Origin of the sequence: Nocardia sp. NPDC050175, from assembly GCF_044459885.1 — a bacterium.
Lineage (GTDB): Bacteria > Actinomycetota > Actinomycetes > Mycobacteriales > Mycobacteriaceae > Nocardia.
Genome location: NZ_JBITJI010000011.1, coordinates 193,577 through 207,675, shown reverse-complemented (window position 1 = coordinate 207,675; position 14,099 = coordinate 193,577). Strand labels below are relative to the sequence as shown.

At 65.9% G+C, this 14,099-nt stretch carries 14 protein-coding genes; 3 read left to right on the top strand and 11 right to left on the bottom strand.

The window, feature by feature from the left end; all coding sequences use genetic code 11:
* Positions 1 to 9: 9 nt before the first annotated feature.
* From ACIBK2_RS32565 to ACIBK2_RS32555, 3 genes are all read left to right on the top strand, one after another.
* Positions 10 to 741 carry a tyrosine-protein phosphatase gene (locus tag ACIBK2_RS32565; protein ID WP_396972825.1) on the top strand — a complete coding sequence of 244 codons (732 nt, stop codon included), beginning with the start codon at positions 10 to 12 and terminating at the stop codon, positions 739 to 741.
* A gap of 268 nt (positions 742 to 1,009) precedes the next feature.
* Positions 1,010 to 1,870 (top strand): 23S ribosomal RNA methyltransferase Erm, encoded by an 861-nt coding sequence (gene erm, locus ACIBK2_RS32560; protein ID WP_396972823.1) that lies wholly within the window; start codon positions 1,010 to 1,012, stop codon positions 1,868 to 1,870.
* A complete protein-coding gene (locus ACIBK2_RS32555) occupies positions 1,867 to 3,033 on the top strand; it encodes a lactate 2-monooxygenase (protein ID WP_396972821.1) in 1,167 nt (388 codons plus the stop codon). The genes erm and ACIBK2_RS32555 overlap by 4 nt, the downstream gene beginning before the upstream one ends.
* 25 nt (positions 3,034 to 3,058) lie before the next feature.
* Here ACIBK2_RS32555 and ACIBK2_RS32550 read toward each other — a convergent pair whose 3' ends face one another.
* From ACIBK2_RS32550 to ACIBK2_RS32500, 11 genes are all read right to left on the bottom strand, one after another.
* Positions 3,059 to 5,110, bottom strand: a complete 2,052-nt coding sequence (locus tag ACIBK2_RS32550; RefSeq protein WP_396973070.1) for an AMP-binding protein — start codon at positions 5,108 to 5,110, stop codon at positions 3,059 to 3,061.
* A 543-nt stretch (positions 5,111 to 5,653) separates the two neighbouring features.
* Complete coding sequence (gene thpD, locus ACIBK2_RS32545) at positions 5,654 to 6,559, bottom strand: ectoine hydroxylase (protein WP_396972819.1); 906 nt, start codon at positions 6,557 to 6,559, stop codon at positions 5,654 to 5,656.
* 8 nt (positions 6,560 to 6,567) lie between these two features.
* On the bottom strand, positions 6,568 to 6,966 hold the full coding sequence (locus ACIBK2_RS32540) for an ectoine synthase (protein WP_150404705.1): 399 nt from the start codon (positions 6,964 to 6,966) through the stop codon (positions 6,568 to 6,570).
* A complete protein-coding gene (ectB, locus tag ACIBK2_RS32535) occupies positions 6,963 to 8,240 on the bottom strand; it encodes a diaminobutyrate--2-oxoglutarate transaminase (RefSeq protein WP_396972817.1) in 1,278 nt (425 codons plus the stop codon). Before ectB ends, ACIBK2_RS32540 begins: the two co-directional genes overlap by 4 nt.
* Positions 8,237 to 8,839: a diaminobutyrate acetyltransferase gene (ectA, locus tag ACIBK2_RS32530; RefSeq protein ID WP_396972815.1), complete on the bottom strand. Its 603-nt coding sequence runs from the start codon at positions 8,837 to 8,839 to the stop codon at positions 8,237 to 8,239. Before ectA ends, ectB begins: the two co-directional genes overlap by 4 nt.
* Positions 8,840 to 8,918: 79 nt before the next feature.
* Positions 8,919 to 9,998, bottom strand: coding sequence for an ATP-binding protein (locus ACIBK2_RS32525; RefSeq protein WP_396972814.1), 1,080 nt, complete (start codon positions 9,996 to 9,998; stop codon positions 8,919 to 8,921).
* Entirely contained in the window at positions 9,985 to 10,695 is a 711-nt protein-coding gene (locus ACIBK2_RS32520) for a response regulator transcription factor (RefSeq protein WP_396972813.1), read from the bottom strand. The genes ACIBK2_RS32525 and ACIBK2_RS32520 overlap by 14 nt, the downstream gene beginning before the upstream one ends.
* Before the next feature lie 355 nt (positions 10,696 to 11,050).
* The gene (locus ACIBK2_RS32515) at positions 11,051 to 11,380 is read right to left on the bottom strand and encodes a hypothetical protein (RefSeq protein ID WP_396972811.1); all 330 of its coding nucleotides are present in this window, start codon (positions 11,378 to 11,380) and stop codon (positions 11,051 to 11,053) included.
* A gap of 593 nt (positions 11,381 to 11,973) precedes the next feature.
* Entirely contained in the window at positions 11,974 to 12,759 is a 786-nt protein-coding gene (locus tag ACIBK2_RS32510; RefSeq protein WP_396972809.1) for an RNA polymerase sigma factor SigF, read from the bottom strand.
* Entirely contained in the window at positions 12,749 to 13,180 is a 432-nt protein-coding gene (locus tag ACIBK2_RS32505; protein WP_396972807.1) for an anti-sigma factor, read from the bottom strand. The genes ACIBK2_RS32510 and ACIBK2_RS32505 overlap by 11 nt, the downstream gene beginning before the upstream one ends.
* A gap of 173 nt (positions 13,181 to 13,353) precedes the next feature.
* A complete protein-coding gene (locus ACIBK2_RS32500) occupies positions 13,354 to 14,028 on the bottom strand; it encodes a PAS and ANTAR domain-containing protein (protein ID WP_396973068.1) in 675 nt (224 codons plus the stop codon).
* Between the last annotated feature and the right edge of the window lie 71 nt (positions 14,029 to 14,099).

Here is a 14,099-nt window from a genome sequence, read left to right as displayed (position 1 = left end):
GTTCGTGTGGTGAACAGACACATCCATTTCGAACGACTACACAACTTCCGCGATCTGGGCGGCTACCCGACCGAGGACGGACAGACGGTGCGATGGGGGCGGCTGTTTCGCTCCGACTCCCTGGGCAAACTGCGCGACGCGGATGTGGCGCGCTTCCTGGCCCTGGGCATCACGACCGTCATCGACCTGCGCTATCCCTGGGAGGTCGACGCGAAAGGCCGCGTCCCCCAGCACGAGTCGCTCGTCTACCACAACCTCAGCATCGAACATCGCCCCTACGATCAGGCGGCGCTCGGTCCGGAAATCGAGACCGGGCCCTTCCTCGCCGAACGGTTCATGGAGGTCGCCGCTGACGGCGTCGAGGAGATCCGCCAGGCCCTCGAGGTGATCGCCGAGGCCGACGGCCCCACGGTCTTCCACTGCGCGGCAGGCAAGGACCGGACCGGTCTGCTCGCCGCACTCGTCCTGAGCTTGCTCGGCGTCGCCGAGGAACAGATCATCGAGGACTTCGCGCTGACCGAGCTCGCCGCCGAGCGCCTCGTCGCGGACTGGCATGCCGCGTATCCCGACAAGGTGCTGACCTGGCCCGGGTACGGCCGGGCGCCCGCCGAGGTGATGCAGCTGTTCCTTGCGGCCTTGACGGCCGAACATGGCTCTGTGCGCGGATATACGACGAAACTGCTCGGCGCCGACGACGACTTGGTCGCCGCGCTGCGCCGGAATCTGCTCGAATCGGCATAGCCGAATAACCGGTCGCGGGGCGCGGGGGCGGTGCGATATCTTGCCGGGCATGGGCAGTTTGGAGATGAACGGAGCGTGCGCGGTCGGCGTGTACTTCATGCGGCTGCGCGCGGAGGCCTGGGCTCTGCCAGTGCACCGCGCTCCGGTGACCCGACAGTTCTGATCGGGAGCTGCGCCGACGGTCGATGACCGTCGGGTTTGTTGTGCCCTGGCATGGGTCCGGGCGAATCACTTTTTCTGATTCGACCACTCCGTTCGGAGGACACCCATGTCCCGCAATCGTTCGCTGCCGCGTGCCCGCGATACGCGTAAGCGCTTGTCCCAGAACTTTCTCACCGATGCCGGTGCCGCCCGGTTGATCGTGCGCTCGTCGGGCGTCACGGCCGCGGATCTCGTGCTCGAGATCGGTCCCGGTGACGGCATGCTGACAAGACAGCTACTCGACTCGGCAGGCCGGGTACGCGCCTACGAGAAAGACGCCCATTACGCCGACCGCCTGCGCAGGCGATATCTCGGCAATGACCGAATAAGGCTGTACCACAAGGATTTACGTGTGGTACGCGAACCGCAGGAGCCGTTCGCGGTGGTGGCCAACGTGCCGTTCGCCGTGACGACCGATCTGGTGCGCTGGTGCCTGGCCGCCCGGCACCTCACCTCGGCCACCCTGCTCACCCAATACGAGTTCGCCCGTAAGCATTCCGGCGACTACGGCCGGTGGACCAAGCTCACCGTCACCCATTGGCCCACCGTCGCAATGGAATTGGGAGCGCGCATCGGACGGCACAGCTTCCATCCCGTGCCGAGCGTCGATACCGCGATCCTGCACCTGCGCCGCCGACCTCGCCCACTGCTGCCCGGTTCAGCACTCGCCGACTACCGGCGGGTGGTCGAACTCGGCTTTGTGGGCGTCGGCGGCTCATTGGCGAGTTCGTTGCGCCGGCAGTTCCCGGCCCACACCGTGCGAGCGGCCTGCACCGCCGCGGAAATCGCACCGGACGAACCCGTCGGACTGGTCGACCCGAGCCGATGGCTGACCCTCTACAAGGCCTTGCGTACCGACGCCAACTCCCCCCGCTACACAAATGTATCGGATACATTCATGTATCAAACGAGGAAGGGAGCGCCGTGACCGGCAACTTCGGTGACTACCAGTACGAGATCTACTTCCAGGGCCTCGGCGGCGTCCAGCCGAACCTGCCGATGACCTTCGCCGACCTGGAGGCGAGGGCGCAGGCCGCGCTGCCACCGGGCATCTGGTCCTACGTGGCGGGCGGCGCGGGCGACGAGCTCACCCAGCGCACCAACGCCACGGCCTTCGAGAAACTGGGTCTCGTCCCCCGCATGCTGCGCGCCACCAAGGAACGCGACCTCACGGTCGATCTGTTCGGCATGCAGCTGCCGTCACCGATCTTCATGGCCCCGGTCGGCGTGATCGGACTCTGCGCGCAGGATGGTCACGGCGACCTCGCGACCGCCAAGGCCGCGGCGCGCACCGGCGTCCCGATGGTGGCGTCCACGCTGACGGTCGACCCGCTCGAGGACGTGGCCGCCGAATTCGGCGACACCCCCGGCATGTTCCAGCTCTACACGCCGACCGACCGCGACCTGGCGCAGAGCCTGGTCAGCCGCGCCGAGACCGCCGGGTTCAAAGCCATTGTGGTGACACTGGATACGTGGGTCCCCGGCTGGCGCCCGCGCGACCTGAGCACCTCGAACTTTCCGCAGCTGCGCGGTCACTGCCTGGCGAACTATTTCAGCGACCAGGTATTCCGCAAGATGCTCGCGAAGAGCCCGGAGGAGGACCCGAAAACGGCCATCCTGACCTGGATTTCGCAGTTCGGTAACCCGGTCACCTGGGACGACCTAGCCTGGCTTCGGTCGCTGACCGATCTTCCGTTGGTACTCAAGGGAATCTGCCACCCCGATGACGCCCGCCGCGCCAAAGACGCTGGGGCTGACGGCATCTACTGCTCCAATCACGGCGGCAGGCAGGCCAACGGCGGCATCCCCGCGATCGAGCACCTGCCCGACGTCGTCGCGGCGGCCGACGGCATTCCGGTGCTGTTCGACTCCGGAATCCGTTCCGGCGCAGACATTGTCAAGGCATTGGCACTCGGCGCGACCGCCGTCGGCATCGGTCGCCCGTACTGCTACGGCCTGGCATTGGGCGGCGTAGACGGCATCGTGCACGTGCTGCGCACGCTGCTCGCCGAAGCGGATCTACTGATGGCGGTGGACGGCTATCCGACGATCGCCGATCTGACCCCGGAAACGATCCGCCGGTCGAACTGACCCGTCAGCCGAGCTGGGCCCAGGCTCAGCTCGGCTGAATCAGCGTGCGCTTCAGGATCTTTCCGGTCGCATTGCGCGGCAACGCCTCCAGGAACGTCACGTCGCGCGGCACCGAGAACCGGCTGAGCCGATGGCGGATGTAGTTGCAGACCATGTCGCGATCGAGCCCGAACCCCTCCCGCGTCACCACGAACGCGGCCAGCCGCTGGCCGTACTCCTTGTCCGGCACACCCACCACCGCGACCTCGCTCACCTGCGGCAGGTGCGACAACGCCTCCTCGACCGGGCGCGGGAAGACGTTCTCGCCGCCGGAGATGATCATCTCGTCGTCCCGGCCCGCCACGAACAGCAGCCCGTCGGCGTCGAGATAGCCGAGATCGCCGGTGTCGAGCATGCCGCCCGACTCGGTGGGCGGCTTGGCGTCGGTGTAGCCGTCGAACAGCATGTGGTTCAGCACGAAGATGCGTCCGGTGACACCGCGCGGCACCGGACGCAGATCCTTGTCCAGCACAGCGAGTTTCGTGCCAAGCGGCGGGCGGCCCGCGGTGGTCGGTGCCGCGCGCAGGTCGGCCGGATCGGCGATGGTGGCCCAGGACACCTCGGTCGAGCCGTAGACGTTGTAGAGCACGTCGCCGAAGGTGTCCATGAACTTGAGCACCGTCGGACCGGCAAGGGGCGCACCACAACTCGCGACCACCCGCAGGCTCGACGTGTCGTAGCGATCCCGAATGTGCGCGGGCAGATCCAGGATTCGGTTCACCATCACCGGCACCACGATCAGCGAGGTGACGCTGTGCTCCTCGATCAGCCGCAGGCAGTCCTCGGCGTCGAACCGTTCCGGCAGTACGACACTCGCGCGGATCGGCGTGCTGATCTGCAACGCCGCCAAGCCCCAGGTGTGGAACAGCGGCGCGGGGATGAGCATGGTCTCGTCCATCCGCAACGGAATCCGCGACAGCAGCGCCGCGACGGTGCCAAATCCCTTGGGCTGCGGGCGTTGTGCGCTCTTGGGCGTGCCGCTGGTGCCGGAGGTGAGCACGATCAGCCGACCGGGATGCTGGGGCCGGGAGAACGTCGGCGCGTCGAGGGCGATCAGATCGTCGACGGTGTTGCGTTCGAAGATGGACTCGCGTCCCGTCGCGAAGCGCGGCACCTCGGACCCGACATACTTGGTCAGTGCGTCGTACTCGTCGTCGAGAAAGACGGCGGACAGCCCGTGCCGGTCGGCGACGTCCTCGATCTGCCGAGCCGACAGCCCGGTGTTCATCAGGACGGTGTCCACGCCGAGTTTGCCAGTGGCGACCATGCATTCGACCATCGCCACCCGATTGCGCGAAAGTAGCCCTACTTTGTCGCGCGCGCCGATACCCAGCAACGTCAACGCCGACGCGAGTTTGTGGGTGCGATCGTGCATTTGGCCGAAGGTGTAAGCAGACACGTCGTCCACCACGGCCAGGCGATTCGGCGAGTGCCCGGCGGCGGCCGCGTAACCACCGGCCAGGGTGAATCCCCACTTGGCCAGTCCGCCCATCTGCTTGAGCGCGCGGTCGGGTCGGAAGGTGCGCACGACACCGGTCGAGACCATCTGTTTCAGCGTATCGACCTGCTGTTTCGTTCCCGACTCCTCGCCGTTGATCAGTACCGAGGTCGGCGCGCCGGTGATGGCGTCGACGATCCGGTCCAGCCCGGCCATGGTCCAGTCGATCACGTCGGCGTTCTCCTGCTCGGCGATCCACGGATGGATCCGCGCCGCGCCGAAGTAGGTGATGGTGACCCGGGTCTGTTCCTGTTCGCCGCGTAGTCGGATCGCGGCGAAACTGCCCAGCCCAGGGCACTGTAGCTCGAAGGTTTCCAGCTCCTTGCCGACGACTAGCCGGAGTGCGGGCACGGTCAGCTCGGTGCTGCCATGCCGCGCCCGAATCAGGAGAACGGGGTGCGTGTCCGAGGTTTCCGCGCGATCACAGTCTCCGATTCCGAGGAACATCCGGGTGTAGGTCTGTGGGTCCATGAAAAAGTCCCACAATGCTTTGCGTGCGGCTGCGAACTCCGCATCGATCGTGATGACGTCCGTTACCAACTGCATGCATTTCTTCATGGGCCGACCGAGCGGTATGCGTCGGCATGGTTACGTAGTTGTACCCACCGGTAACAACTAGGTCAAGAGCTTCGCGCGTAGCCGATGATTTGCCACTGAATTGGTCGAACGCCCACTTTTGTGCGGGATGCGGGCAGCCGACAGCACTCTGCACAATTCGCACGAAAACGCCGCCGGGCCAGCCCCGATCGGGTATCGGATCGAGAAGACCACGCGCACAGCGTCGGTCAGTAGCCGGATCGTCCTGCGGGCCCGGTCGGGCCGATGAGTGACCTTGTGGCGAACGACAACACCCCCGTGTTGTCCAGAATATTGCGCACGCCAGAAGACTTTTTGGCGGAAGAGCCGGAACTGGGGCCGATCGGGCCGTGTGGGGCGGCAACAGGCGGATGGCCGACAGGATCGTACCGCCGATGCGCGCGGGCCGCGCGGCGAGCAGCCGCCGCCCATATCGGGCTTTCACCCAGCAACCGAAAGCGCCCTCCGGTCCGGTAGGGGAACCGAGGGCGCTTTCCGTTCGGTGGATCAGGCCGACAGCGGCGTGAAGTCGCGGCTGCCGATGTACCCCGGCCGCGGCGCGGGTGCCGCGAACGGTTCCACCAGGGTGTTTTCCACGCTGTTGAACACCAGGAAGATGTTCGAGCGCGGGAACGGGGTGATGTTGTTCGACGAGCCGTGCATCAGGTTCGAGTCGAACAGCAGCGCCGATCCGGCCCGGCCGGTGAACTGGCTGATGCCATAGGTATTCGCCAGCGTGGTGATGTCCTCCTGGGTCGGCACCCCGATTTCCTGCTCTTGCAACGACTCCCGATAGTGCTCGGCGGGCGTGCTGCCCAGACAGGGCACGAACGTCCGGTGCGAGCCGGGCATCACCATCAGGCTGCCATTGATCGGATAGTTGTCGGTCAGCGCGATGGACAGGCTGACCGCTCGCGGCGCGGGCATGCCGTCCTCGGCGTGCCAGGTCTCGAAGTCCGAGTGCCAGTAGAAGCCGGTGCCGCGGAATCCGGGCATGTAGTTCACCCGGCTCTGATGTAGGTAGACCTCGGAACCGAGGATCTGCCTGGCCAATCCGGCGACCCGGGTTTCCCTGGTCAGGTCGGCGATGGCCGCGCTGAGCCGATGTACCTCGAAGACCGACCGCACCCGCTTGGACGACTTCTCCACGATCACCCGCTCGTCGTCACGCAGCGACGGATCGCCTGCGAGACGGCCGATTTCGGCACTGAAGTCGGCCACCTCGGTGGGCGTGAGCAGTTCGTCGACGCTGGCGAAACCGTCGGTGTCGAAGCTCGCCAGCGCCGGGGTCTCGACCCGGCCCCACACCGTCGGATCCTTGCGATCCAGAGGTGTTCCGGGAGTGCTGAGCCGGGTCGGGTAACGATCGACCGGGCCGGTCTCGGGTCGAGTTTCTGTGTGCAGCAAAACCATTACTACCTCTATCCCCCGATCGTCGCGGCGACCAATGGGTACGCGCCGCTGCTGTCGTGGACCTCCTGCCCGGTGACCGGCGGATTGAACACGCACATCATCCGCATCTTGGTGCGGGCCTCTAGGCGGTGCCGTTCGTGTTCGTCCAACAAATACATCGAACCCGGCTCGAGCACATAGGTGACGTTGTTGTCGAGATCGGTGAGGCTGCCCGTTCCCTCGATCAGCCAGACCGCTTCTACATGATAGCGATAGTGGAATTCGTGCGTGGTGCCCGCGTCGATGGTCGTCTCGTGGAAGGAGAAGCCGACGCCGTCACCACCGAGGATGATGCGCTTGCTGCGCCAACCCTCCCCTGCCACATCGCGTTCGGTGCCGGTGATCTCTTCGGTGCTACGCACGATCATGCGATCGCCCCCATTCCACTGCAGACGGTGTCGATGGCGCCGGTAAGGATGCCGAGGCCGTGGTCGAGTTCCTGATCGGTAATTGTCAACGGCGGCAACAACTTCACCACCTCGTCGGTGGAACCGGAGGTCTCCACCAGCAGGCCGCGCTCGAAGGCGACCTGGCAGACCTTGCTCGCCTGCGAGGCGTCCTCGAACACCATGCCCTGCACCAGGCCGCGACCTCGGGTCGAGAGGCCGGGGATGTTCTCGGCGAGCCCGCCGAGCGTCTGCGCGACCCGGTCGCCCTTGGCCAGCGTCGAGGCCTGCAGCGCGCCGTCGGACCAGTAGTGCCGCAACGCGACATCCGCGGTGACGAACGCCGGGTTGTTGCCGCGGAAGGTGCCGTTGTGCTCACCCGGCGACCACTGGTCGAGCTCGGACTTGAACAGCACCAGCGCCATCGGCAGGCCGTAGCCGCCGATCGACTTGGACAGCGTGACGATGTCCGGGGTGATGCCGGCGAGCTCGAACGAGAAGAACGGGCCGGTGCGGCCGCAGCCCATCTGCACGTCGTCGACGATCAGCAGGATCTCGCGGGCCTCGCAGAGCCCCGCCAGATGCCGAAGCCATTCGGCGCGAGCGACATTGACGCCGCCCTCACCCTGCACCGTCTCGACGATCACCGCGGCGGGCCGGTCGAAGCCCGACGACGTGTCGTCCAAAACCTTTTCCATCCACTGGAAGTCGGCGGTGGTGCCGTCGAAGTAGCCGTCGTAGGGCATGTGCGCCGCGTGCACCAACGGCACACCCGCGCCGGCCCGCTTGGCGGCGTTGCCGGTGACCGACAGCGCGCCGAGCGTCATGCCGTGGAAGGCGTTGGTGAAGCTGACGATCGTCTCCCGCCCGGTGATCTTGCGGGCCAGCTTGAGCGCGGCCTCGACGGCGTTGGCGCCGGTCGGGCCGGGGAACTGCACCTTGTAGTCCAGGTTGCGCGGCGCGAAGATGGTGTCGCGCAACGTGACGAGCAGACTGCGCTTGGCCGAGGTCGACATGTCGAGCCCGTGCGTGATGCCGTCGCCCGCGATGTAGTCGAGCAGCGGCTGCTTGAGCACGTCGTTGTTGTGGCCGTAGTTCAGCGCGCCTGCGCCTGCGAAGAAATCGAGATAATCGTTGCCGTCCTCGTCACGTAGCCAGCTGCCCTTGGCTTTGGTGAACACGGTCGGCCAATTGCGGCAGTAGCCGCGGACATTGGATTCCAGACTTTCGAAAATGCTCGTATCGGCGGTGATCATCGGTGGTCCTCCTGCGTTGTGCGAGCGGTCGGTGCGATGAGATAGAGGTCTTCTGGTGCGTGGCTGTCCGGGAAGACGCCGGCGTCGAACAAGGGGCGCTTGCTGATTCGGGCGCCGCGGCGCCGCGCCACCGAGCTGAACAGGGCGATCGAGGCGGCGTTGTCCGGCGAGATCGTGGTCTCCAGCGTGGAAACGCCTTGGGCAGCAACATTGTTGAGCAATGCGTGCAGCAACTGTGCGCCGATTCCCTTACCCTTCTGTGCCCGGTCGACGGCTACCTGCCAGACGAAGACGGTGTCCGGCGCCTGCGGCCGGACGAAGCCGATCACGTAGCCGACCACGCGGCCCTGCACCTCGGCGACCACCGAGGTGGCCGCGAAGTCGCGACACCACAGCACGTAGGCGTAGCTCGAATTGGTGTCGAGCACGGCAGAGTCTTTCGCGATCTGCCACAGCCGGGCGCCGTCGCCGACGCGTGGCGCGCGCAGGACCACGGCGGGTCCTGGCCGATTGCGGATCTGGGTGGAGCCAAGTGCGGCTGCGGCCTGTTCGACGCGGATTCGTTCGATCTCCGCGGTGTTCAACGTTGGCAGTGGCATACAACTCCCTCGTCGGTAGTACTTATCCAGGCTTACGAACCAACGTTGAGGTGACCTGGTCGACTTCATTACGGTTGTGTTACGACTCGATTGCCTCGAGTCCGGGCAGGGTGACGACGAACCGGGCGCCGCCGCCCGGCCGATCGGCGCATTCGACCTGGCCACCGTGCTTGGCGACGGTCTCGGAGACCAGCGCGAGGCCGATGCCGGTCCCCGTCGCGGAACGCCGTCCGCTGCGTGCTGTCGCGAAACGTTCGAAGATACGAACCCGGTCCAGCGCGGGCACGCCGGGCCCCGCGTCGTCCACCACGATCACCGCATCGCCGCCCTGACGGTCTGCGGTCACCGCGACCACACCACCGCCGTGCAGATCGGCGTTGCGCAGCAGATTGCCCACCGCGCGTTCCAGCTCGAGCTTGCGGCCGCGCACCACCACGTCGTCGGCGATGGTCAGCAGTTCCGGCGCATACCGCCGCTCGGCGAGGGTGTGTGTCAGCAGATCGCGCACCGACAGCGGTTCCATATCGCCGCGATGCATGCCCGCCTCGACCCGCGCCAAGGCCAGCAGATCGTCGAGCAGCCGCCGCAGATGGTCCACCTCGACGGTGACCAGGCCGAGCGCGCGCTGGGACCGTTCCGGCAGATCCGCGCTGTGCCGATTGAGCACATCGACGCTGGCCATCAAAGTGGTTAGCGGCGTTCGCAATTCGTGACTGACATCACCGAACAGCCGGTGCTCCCGCTCGATCCGGCGCTGCAGCGAGTCGACCATGCTGTTGAACGACTCCACCGTGGTCGCCAAATCCTGGTCTTTGGTGGCGGACAGTCGCAAATCCAGGTCACCAGAGGCGATCTCGGCCGCGGTGCCGGCCAGCTGATGCAGCGGCTTCAGCACGCGCCTGCTCGCCCACCAGCCGACCGCGGCACCGATCAGCGTCACCACCACGGCACAGCCGATCAGCACATTGCGCAGCAGGTTCAGATTCGACTGCAAGTCGGTGCCGCCGGCCTGCGCGTGTTCCAGGTAGCTGCGGCTGATGGTGAACACCGACACGACGAGCACCAGCGACATGAGCGCGGCGATCGCCGCGAACATGGCGGTCACCCGGCCGCGCAGACTCCAGCGTTTCGGATCGAACCAGCGCTCAGCGCTGGACATCGAGGCGATAGCCGAGCCCGCGCACGGTTACCACGATGCGTGGATCGGACGGATCCCGTTCGATCTTGGTGCGCAGCCTGCGCATGTGCACGTCGACGATCCGCTCGTCACCGAAAAACCCTTGGTCCCACACACGTTCGAGCAACACGGTGCGGCTGAGCACCCGGCCCGGCGCCTCGGCCAGCTCACACAGCAGCCGGAACTCGGTGAGCGTCAGCCGGATCTCCTCGTCGCCGCGGCGGACCACGCCGCCGTCCTGCGCGAGCACCAGCGGGGTGTCCGGGTGCGCATCGAGCACCATCTCCTGCGGCGCGTCCCGCTCGACGGTCGACCGCGCGCGGCGGCGCACCGCACGCATCCGCGCGGTGATCTCCTTGATCTCGAACGGCTTCGTCACGAAGTCGTCGGCACCGGCTTCCAGCGCGGCCACCACATCGTGGGTATCGTCGCGGGCGCTCACCACAATGATCGGCACGTCGTGCTCGCGGCGGATCTCGCGGATGCAGTCGAAACCATCCATACCGCCGAGCATGAGATCGACGATCATCACATCGGGAACACCGTTGCTGCGCAGATGGGTGAGCGCGTCCTCGGCCTCTTCCGCCTCCTCGACGTCATAGCCTTCGTCTTCCATGGCGAGCCGCAGCGCACCACGTACCCGGTCGTCATCTTCAACGATCATCAGGTTCGCGCTCACGCCTCCACCTCGCTGACGCTCGGCTCCGGCGTGACCACGAAGGCGGCTCCGCCCTTTGTTCGCTCGCTGCGCTCGCTCAAATACCTATCCTTTGCAGACACGCGAAACACGCCGCCGGTACGGAACTTCGCATCCCCATACCGACGCGACATTCCGCTGTTCGAGCCACCTTGTTGCCGATCTTCCAAATACCCGGACCAACCGTTGGGTAAACGTCAACTGGACGCTCGATCAAGAGTCTGGCTCGTCACATCCACCCTTCACCCACTCGCACCGTTACGCAACCGTTACGTGACTCCCGACACATTGCAGCTACGTGCTGTTCATGCGCATTACCGCGAGGGTGTATCGCGACTCAGCGATCTTCGCGAGTCGGGCGTTCCAGCCGATTGAAATTGCTCGGTGTCCCGTCCGCGCGCCGATCCTGGTAGCGGAAATGCAGCTGCCGCTCGTCGAAGGCGGCGAACCATTCGTCCCAATGCACCGGCCGCAACACCGCACCCCCGTAGCCCGGAAAATCGAAGCGCAGCACCCGGAGTCGTCCGTCGTCTTCGCTGCCCGGCATGGTCGCGGGGCGGGCACCACGCCGCTCCGCCCACTGCCGGATGATGTCGTGATTCTGCGTGACGTGCGTGCGCTCCACATTCGTGGCGCGGGTGCGAGCCATCCACTCTGGTGACTGCATTTCTTGCGAGTATTTCGGCGACCTCGCGCTCCCCGATCCGGCGTACGGATTTCGGGTGCCTAGTCGGTGATCGTTCATCAACGAGCTCCTGAACCATCGGCATCGTATGTCCGGCTCTCATTCACGTACCCGACGTGAACTTCGTGCAAACCGGCTGCCGGTCACTCGACCGCCGATTCGGGCAAAAGCGTGCCGGAAAGTGCTGACCGGCAGCGCGTCTGTGAGGCGAGTCACCCGCAATCAAGTGGCGAACGCGGCCGATTCAGGTGGGCGTGGGTGGGTAAGTCCCCACCCGAGGAGGAATACCGATGACCAGTCCAATCTCTCCCGAACCGAGCCCGATCCCACCGCCGTATCCGAGCCCCGATCCGGTACCACCGGTGCCCGGTCCCGATCCGGCACCCGCGCCGCCGGACCCGATATCGCCGATTCCCGGTCCCGATCCGGCACCGGCCCCGCCGAACCCCGGCGGGCCGAGCCCGCTCCCACCTGTCCCGGAACCAGGCGGACCGTTCCCGCCCGCACAACCTGCACCACCAAATCCCCTGTGATTCAGATGATCCAGCCGCTGTGATTTCCGGCGATTCGGTTAGCTAGTCCCGTAATACCTGCTCGCGCAGCTGATTCAGGGTTCTCGACAGTATCCGCGAGACGTGCATCTGGGAGACACCCAGCACGTCCGCGATCTGGGTCTGCGTCTTGTTCTCGAAGAACCGCATGATCAGCACCTGACGCTCGCGCTCGGGCAGCGCTTCGATCAGTGGACGAACGGCGAGGTAGTCCTCCACCAGATGGTAGGAGGGCTCCTCTGCCCCAAGGCTTTCCAGCAGCGGCAGCGGCGCGTTCTCGATATCGTCGCCGGCCACCGCGTCGATGGACGAGGACTGATAGGCATTGCCCGCGATCAACGCCCGGGTGACCTCGACCAGGTCGATGTCCAATTCCGCGGCGATCTCGCGGGCGCGCGGCATCCGGCCGAGCCGCTGCGACAGCGCCTCCACCGTCACGCCGATGCTGAGCTGAATCTCCTTGGTGCGCCGCGGTACTCGCACCGACCAGGTGTTGTCCCGGAAGTGCCTGCGCACCTCGCCCATGATGGTCGGCACCGCGAACGCCAGGAACGACGAGCCGCGGGTGACGTCGAACCGGTCCGTGGCCTGCACCAGACCGAGCCGCGCGACCTGCAGCAGATCATCGAAATTCTCACCGCGCCCGGCGAATTTACGCGCGATGTGCTCGGCGAGCGGCAGACAGCGCCCGATCAGCTCCTCGCGCATCGGCTCGCGCCGCGGGTCGTCCTCGGTCAGCGCGGCGATCTTCTCGAAGAGTGGCTCGATATTGTCGTAGCTGTCGCCGCGTGATCTCGATTCACCCGCCATCCGAAGCCCCTCGTATCCAACTGAAGTCGACGACAGTCGGATACCCGGAAACGATCCCGTCGAACGGGGCCTGCGCGGCGGCGATCGAATGGGTCAGCGTTCGCACAATATGCCAGCCGAATCCGGCCTGCCCCACCACCGACTCCGAAGTGGCCACCGAGGCGACATGGACGAACATTTGGCTGGTGTCATAGGTGAATTCGCAATCGAGGCTGGAGCCGGGCACCGCGTCCAGGATCAGCGAGGTGGCCACCTCGTCCAGCGCGAGGCGAATGTCGGTGACCTCGTCGAGCGCGAAATCGGCGATGAGGGCGACGGTCTCGGCGAGCGCGCGCAGCATCGTCAACTGTTCCAGCTGCGCGGGGATCCGGACGCCGATTGTTGTTGTCTCCGTTGAGGATCGGGAAGTCCATTCCCCCATGCCCATCACCACCTTGCTCTCGCAGCCGACCCGGAGACGTCGTTACTCGTCGATCCGGGTTCTTCCGGGCCGCCCGCTGCCCAACACTGCGACAGGCCAGAACTCCGAGGTCGCAGCGCTCCTCATCCCTACCGTCGTACCCGCCGCGCTACAGCCGAAACGTGCGCGCGAGTTCAGCCCGCGTCGATCCGCTGGTGCGCGGTCAGCAGCAGGTGGTCGAATTGGGTGCGTAACCCCACGGTCGAGTCGGTCAGCGAGCTGAGATCGGCGACGAGGCGCGAGGCGAGGGTGCGCAGCTTGATGTTGGTCTCCTGCGAGCGCCAGCTGAGCACCCGAAACGCCTGTTCCGCGCTGACGCCGTAGACCAGCATCACCGCGCCCTTGGCCTGCTCGATCACCGCGCGGGAGGCCCACAGTTCGGGCAGCGCGTCGTCGAGGGCTTCCTGCCGGTGGTGTTCGAGGGCGTCGGTGACGTCGATGTAGTAGCCCGCGGTGCCCGCGACCTGTCCCTCGTGATCGAACAGGTGGTCGGCGACGACGACGACGTGGTGGATGCCGCCCTCGGTGTCGACGATCCGGTGCCTGCTGGAGAACGGCTCGCCCTCTTCGATGGACTTGGCCAGTGCGTTGGCCACCTGGGCGCGATCGTCGGGGTGCTTGTGGGTCAGCAGCAGATCGGTAGTCGGTGCGACGGTGCCCGGTGAATAGCCGTGCATCGTGGCGACCTCGTCCGACCATTCCCACCGCTGATCGGCGAACCAGAAACGAAAACTACCGACACTCTGCGGTGTCCCTAATCCGATCACCCGGTCCAGCGCGAGAGAATCCTCGGGCTGGACCGGCCCCATTTCAGTCACAGCGCAAGTATCCGTCGTTGACCAGCGCCGCGCAGCCAGATCAGAGCTCGCCACGCCGAAAT

Bases quoted from the DNA above. Each gene is read 5' to 3' on its own strand.
- erm (WP_396972823.1), top strand. From the start codon at position 1,010: ATGTCCCGCAATCGTTCGCTGCCGCGTGCCCGCGATACGCGTAAGCGC.
- thpD (WP_396972819.1), bottom strand. From the start codon at position 6,559: ATGGTTTTGCTGCACACAGAAACTCGACCCGAGACCGGCCCGGTCGAT.
- ACIBK2_RS32540 (WP_150404705.1), bottom strand. From the start codon at position 6,966: ATGATCGTGCGTAGCACCGAAGAGATCACCGGCACCGAACGCGATGTG.
- ectB (WP_396972817.1), bottom strand. From the start codon at position 8,240: ATGATCACCGCCGATACGAGCATTTTCGAAAGTCTGGAATCCAATGTC.
- ectA (WP_396972815.1), bottom strand. From the start codon at position 8,839: ATGCCACTGCCAACGTTGAACACCGCGGAGATCGAACGAATCCGCGTC.
- ACIBK2_RS32525 (WP_396972814.1), bottom strand. From the start codon at position 9,998: ATGTCCAGCGCTGAGCGCTGGTTCGATCCGAAACGCTGGAGTCTGCGC.
- ACIBK2_RS32515 (WP_396972811.1), bottom strand. From the start codon at position 11,380: ATGCAGTCACCAGAGTGGATGGCTCGCACCCGCGCCACGAATGTGGAG.
- ACIBK2_RS32510 (WP_396972809.1), bottom strand. From the start codon at position 12,759: ATGGCGGGTGAATCGAGATCACGCGGCGACAGCTACGACAATATCGAG.
- ACIBK2_RS32505 (WP_396972807.1), bottom strand. From the start codon at position 13,180: ATGGGGGAATGGACTTCCCGATCCTCAACGGAGACAACAACAATCGGC.
- ACIBK2_RS32500 (WP_396973068.1), bottom strand. From the start codon at position 14,028: ATGGGGCCGGTCCAGCCCGAGGATTCTCTCGCGCTGGACCGGGTGATC.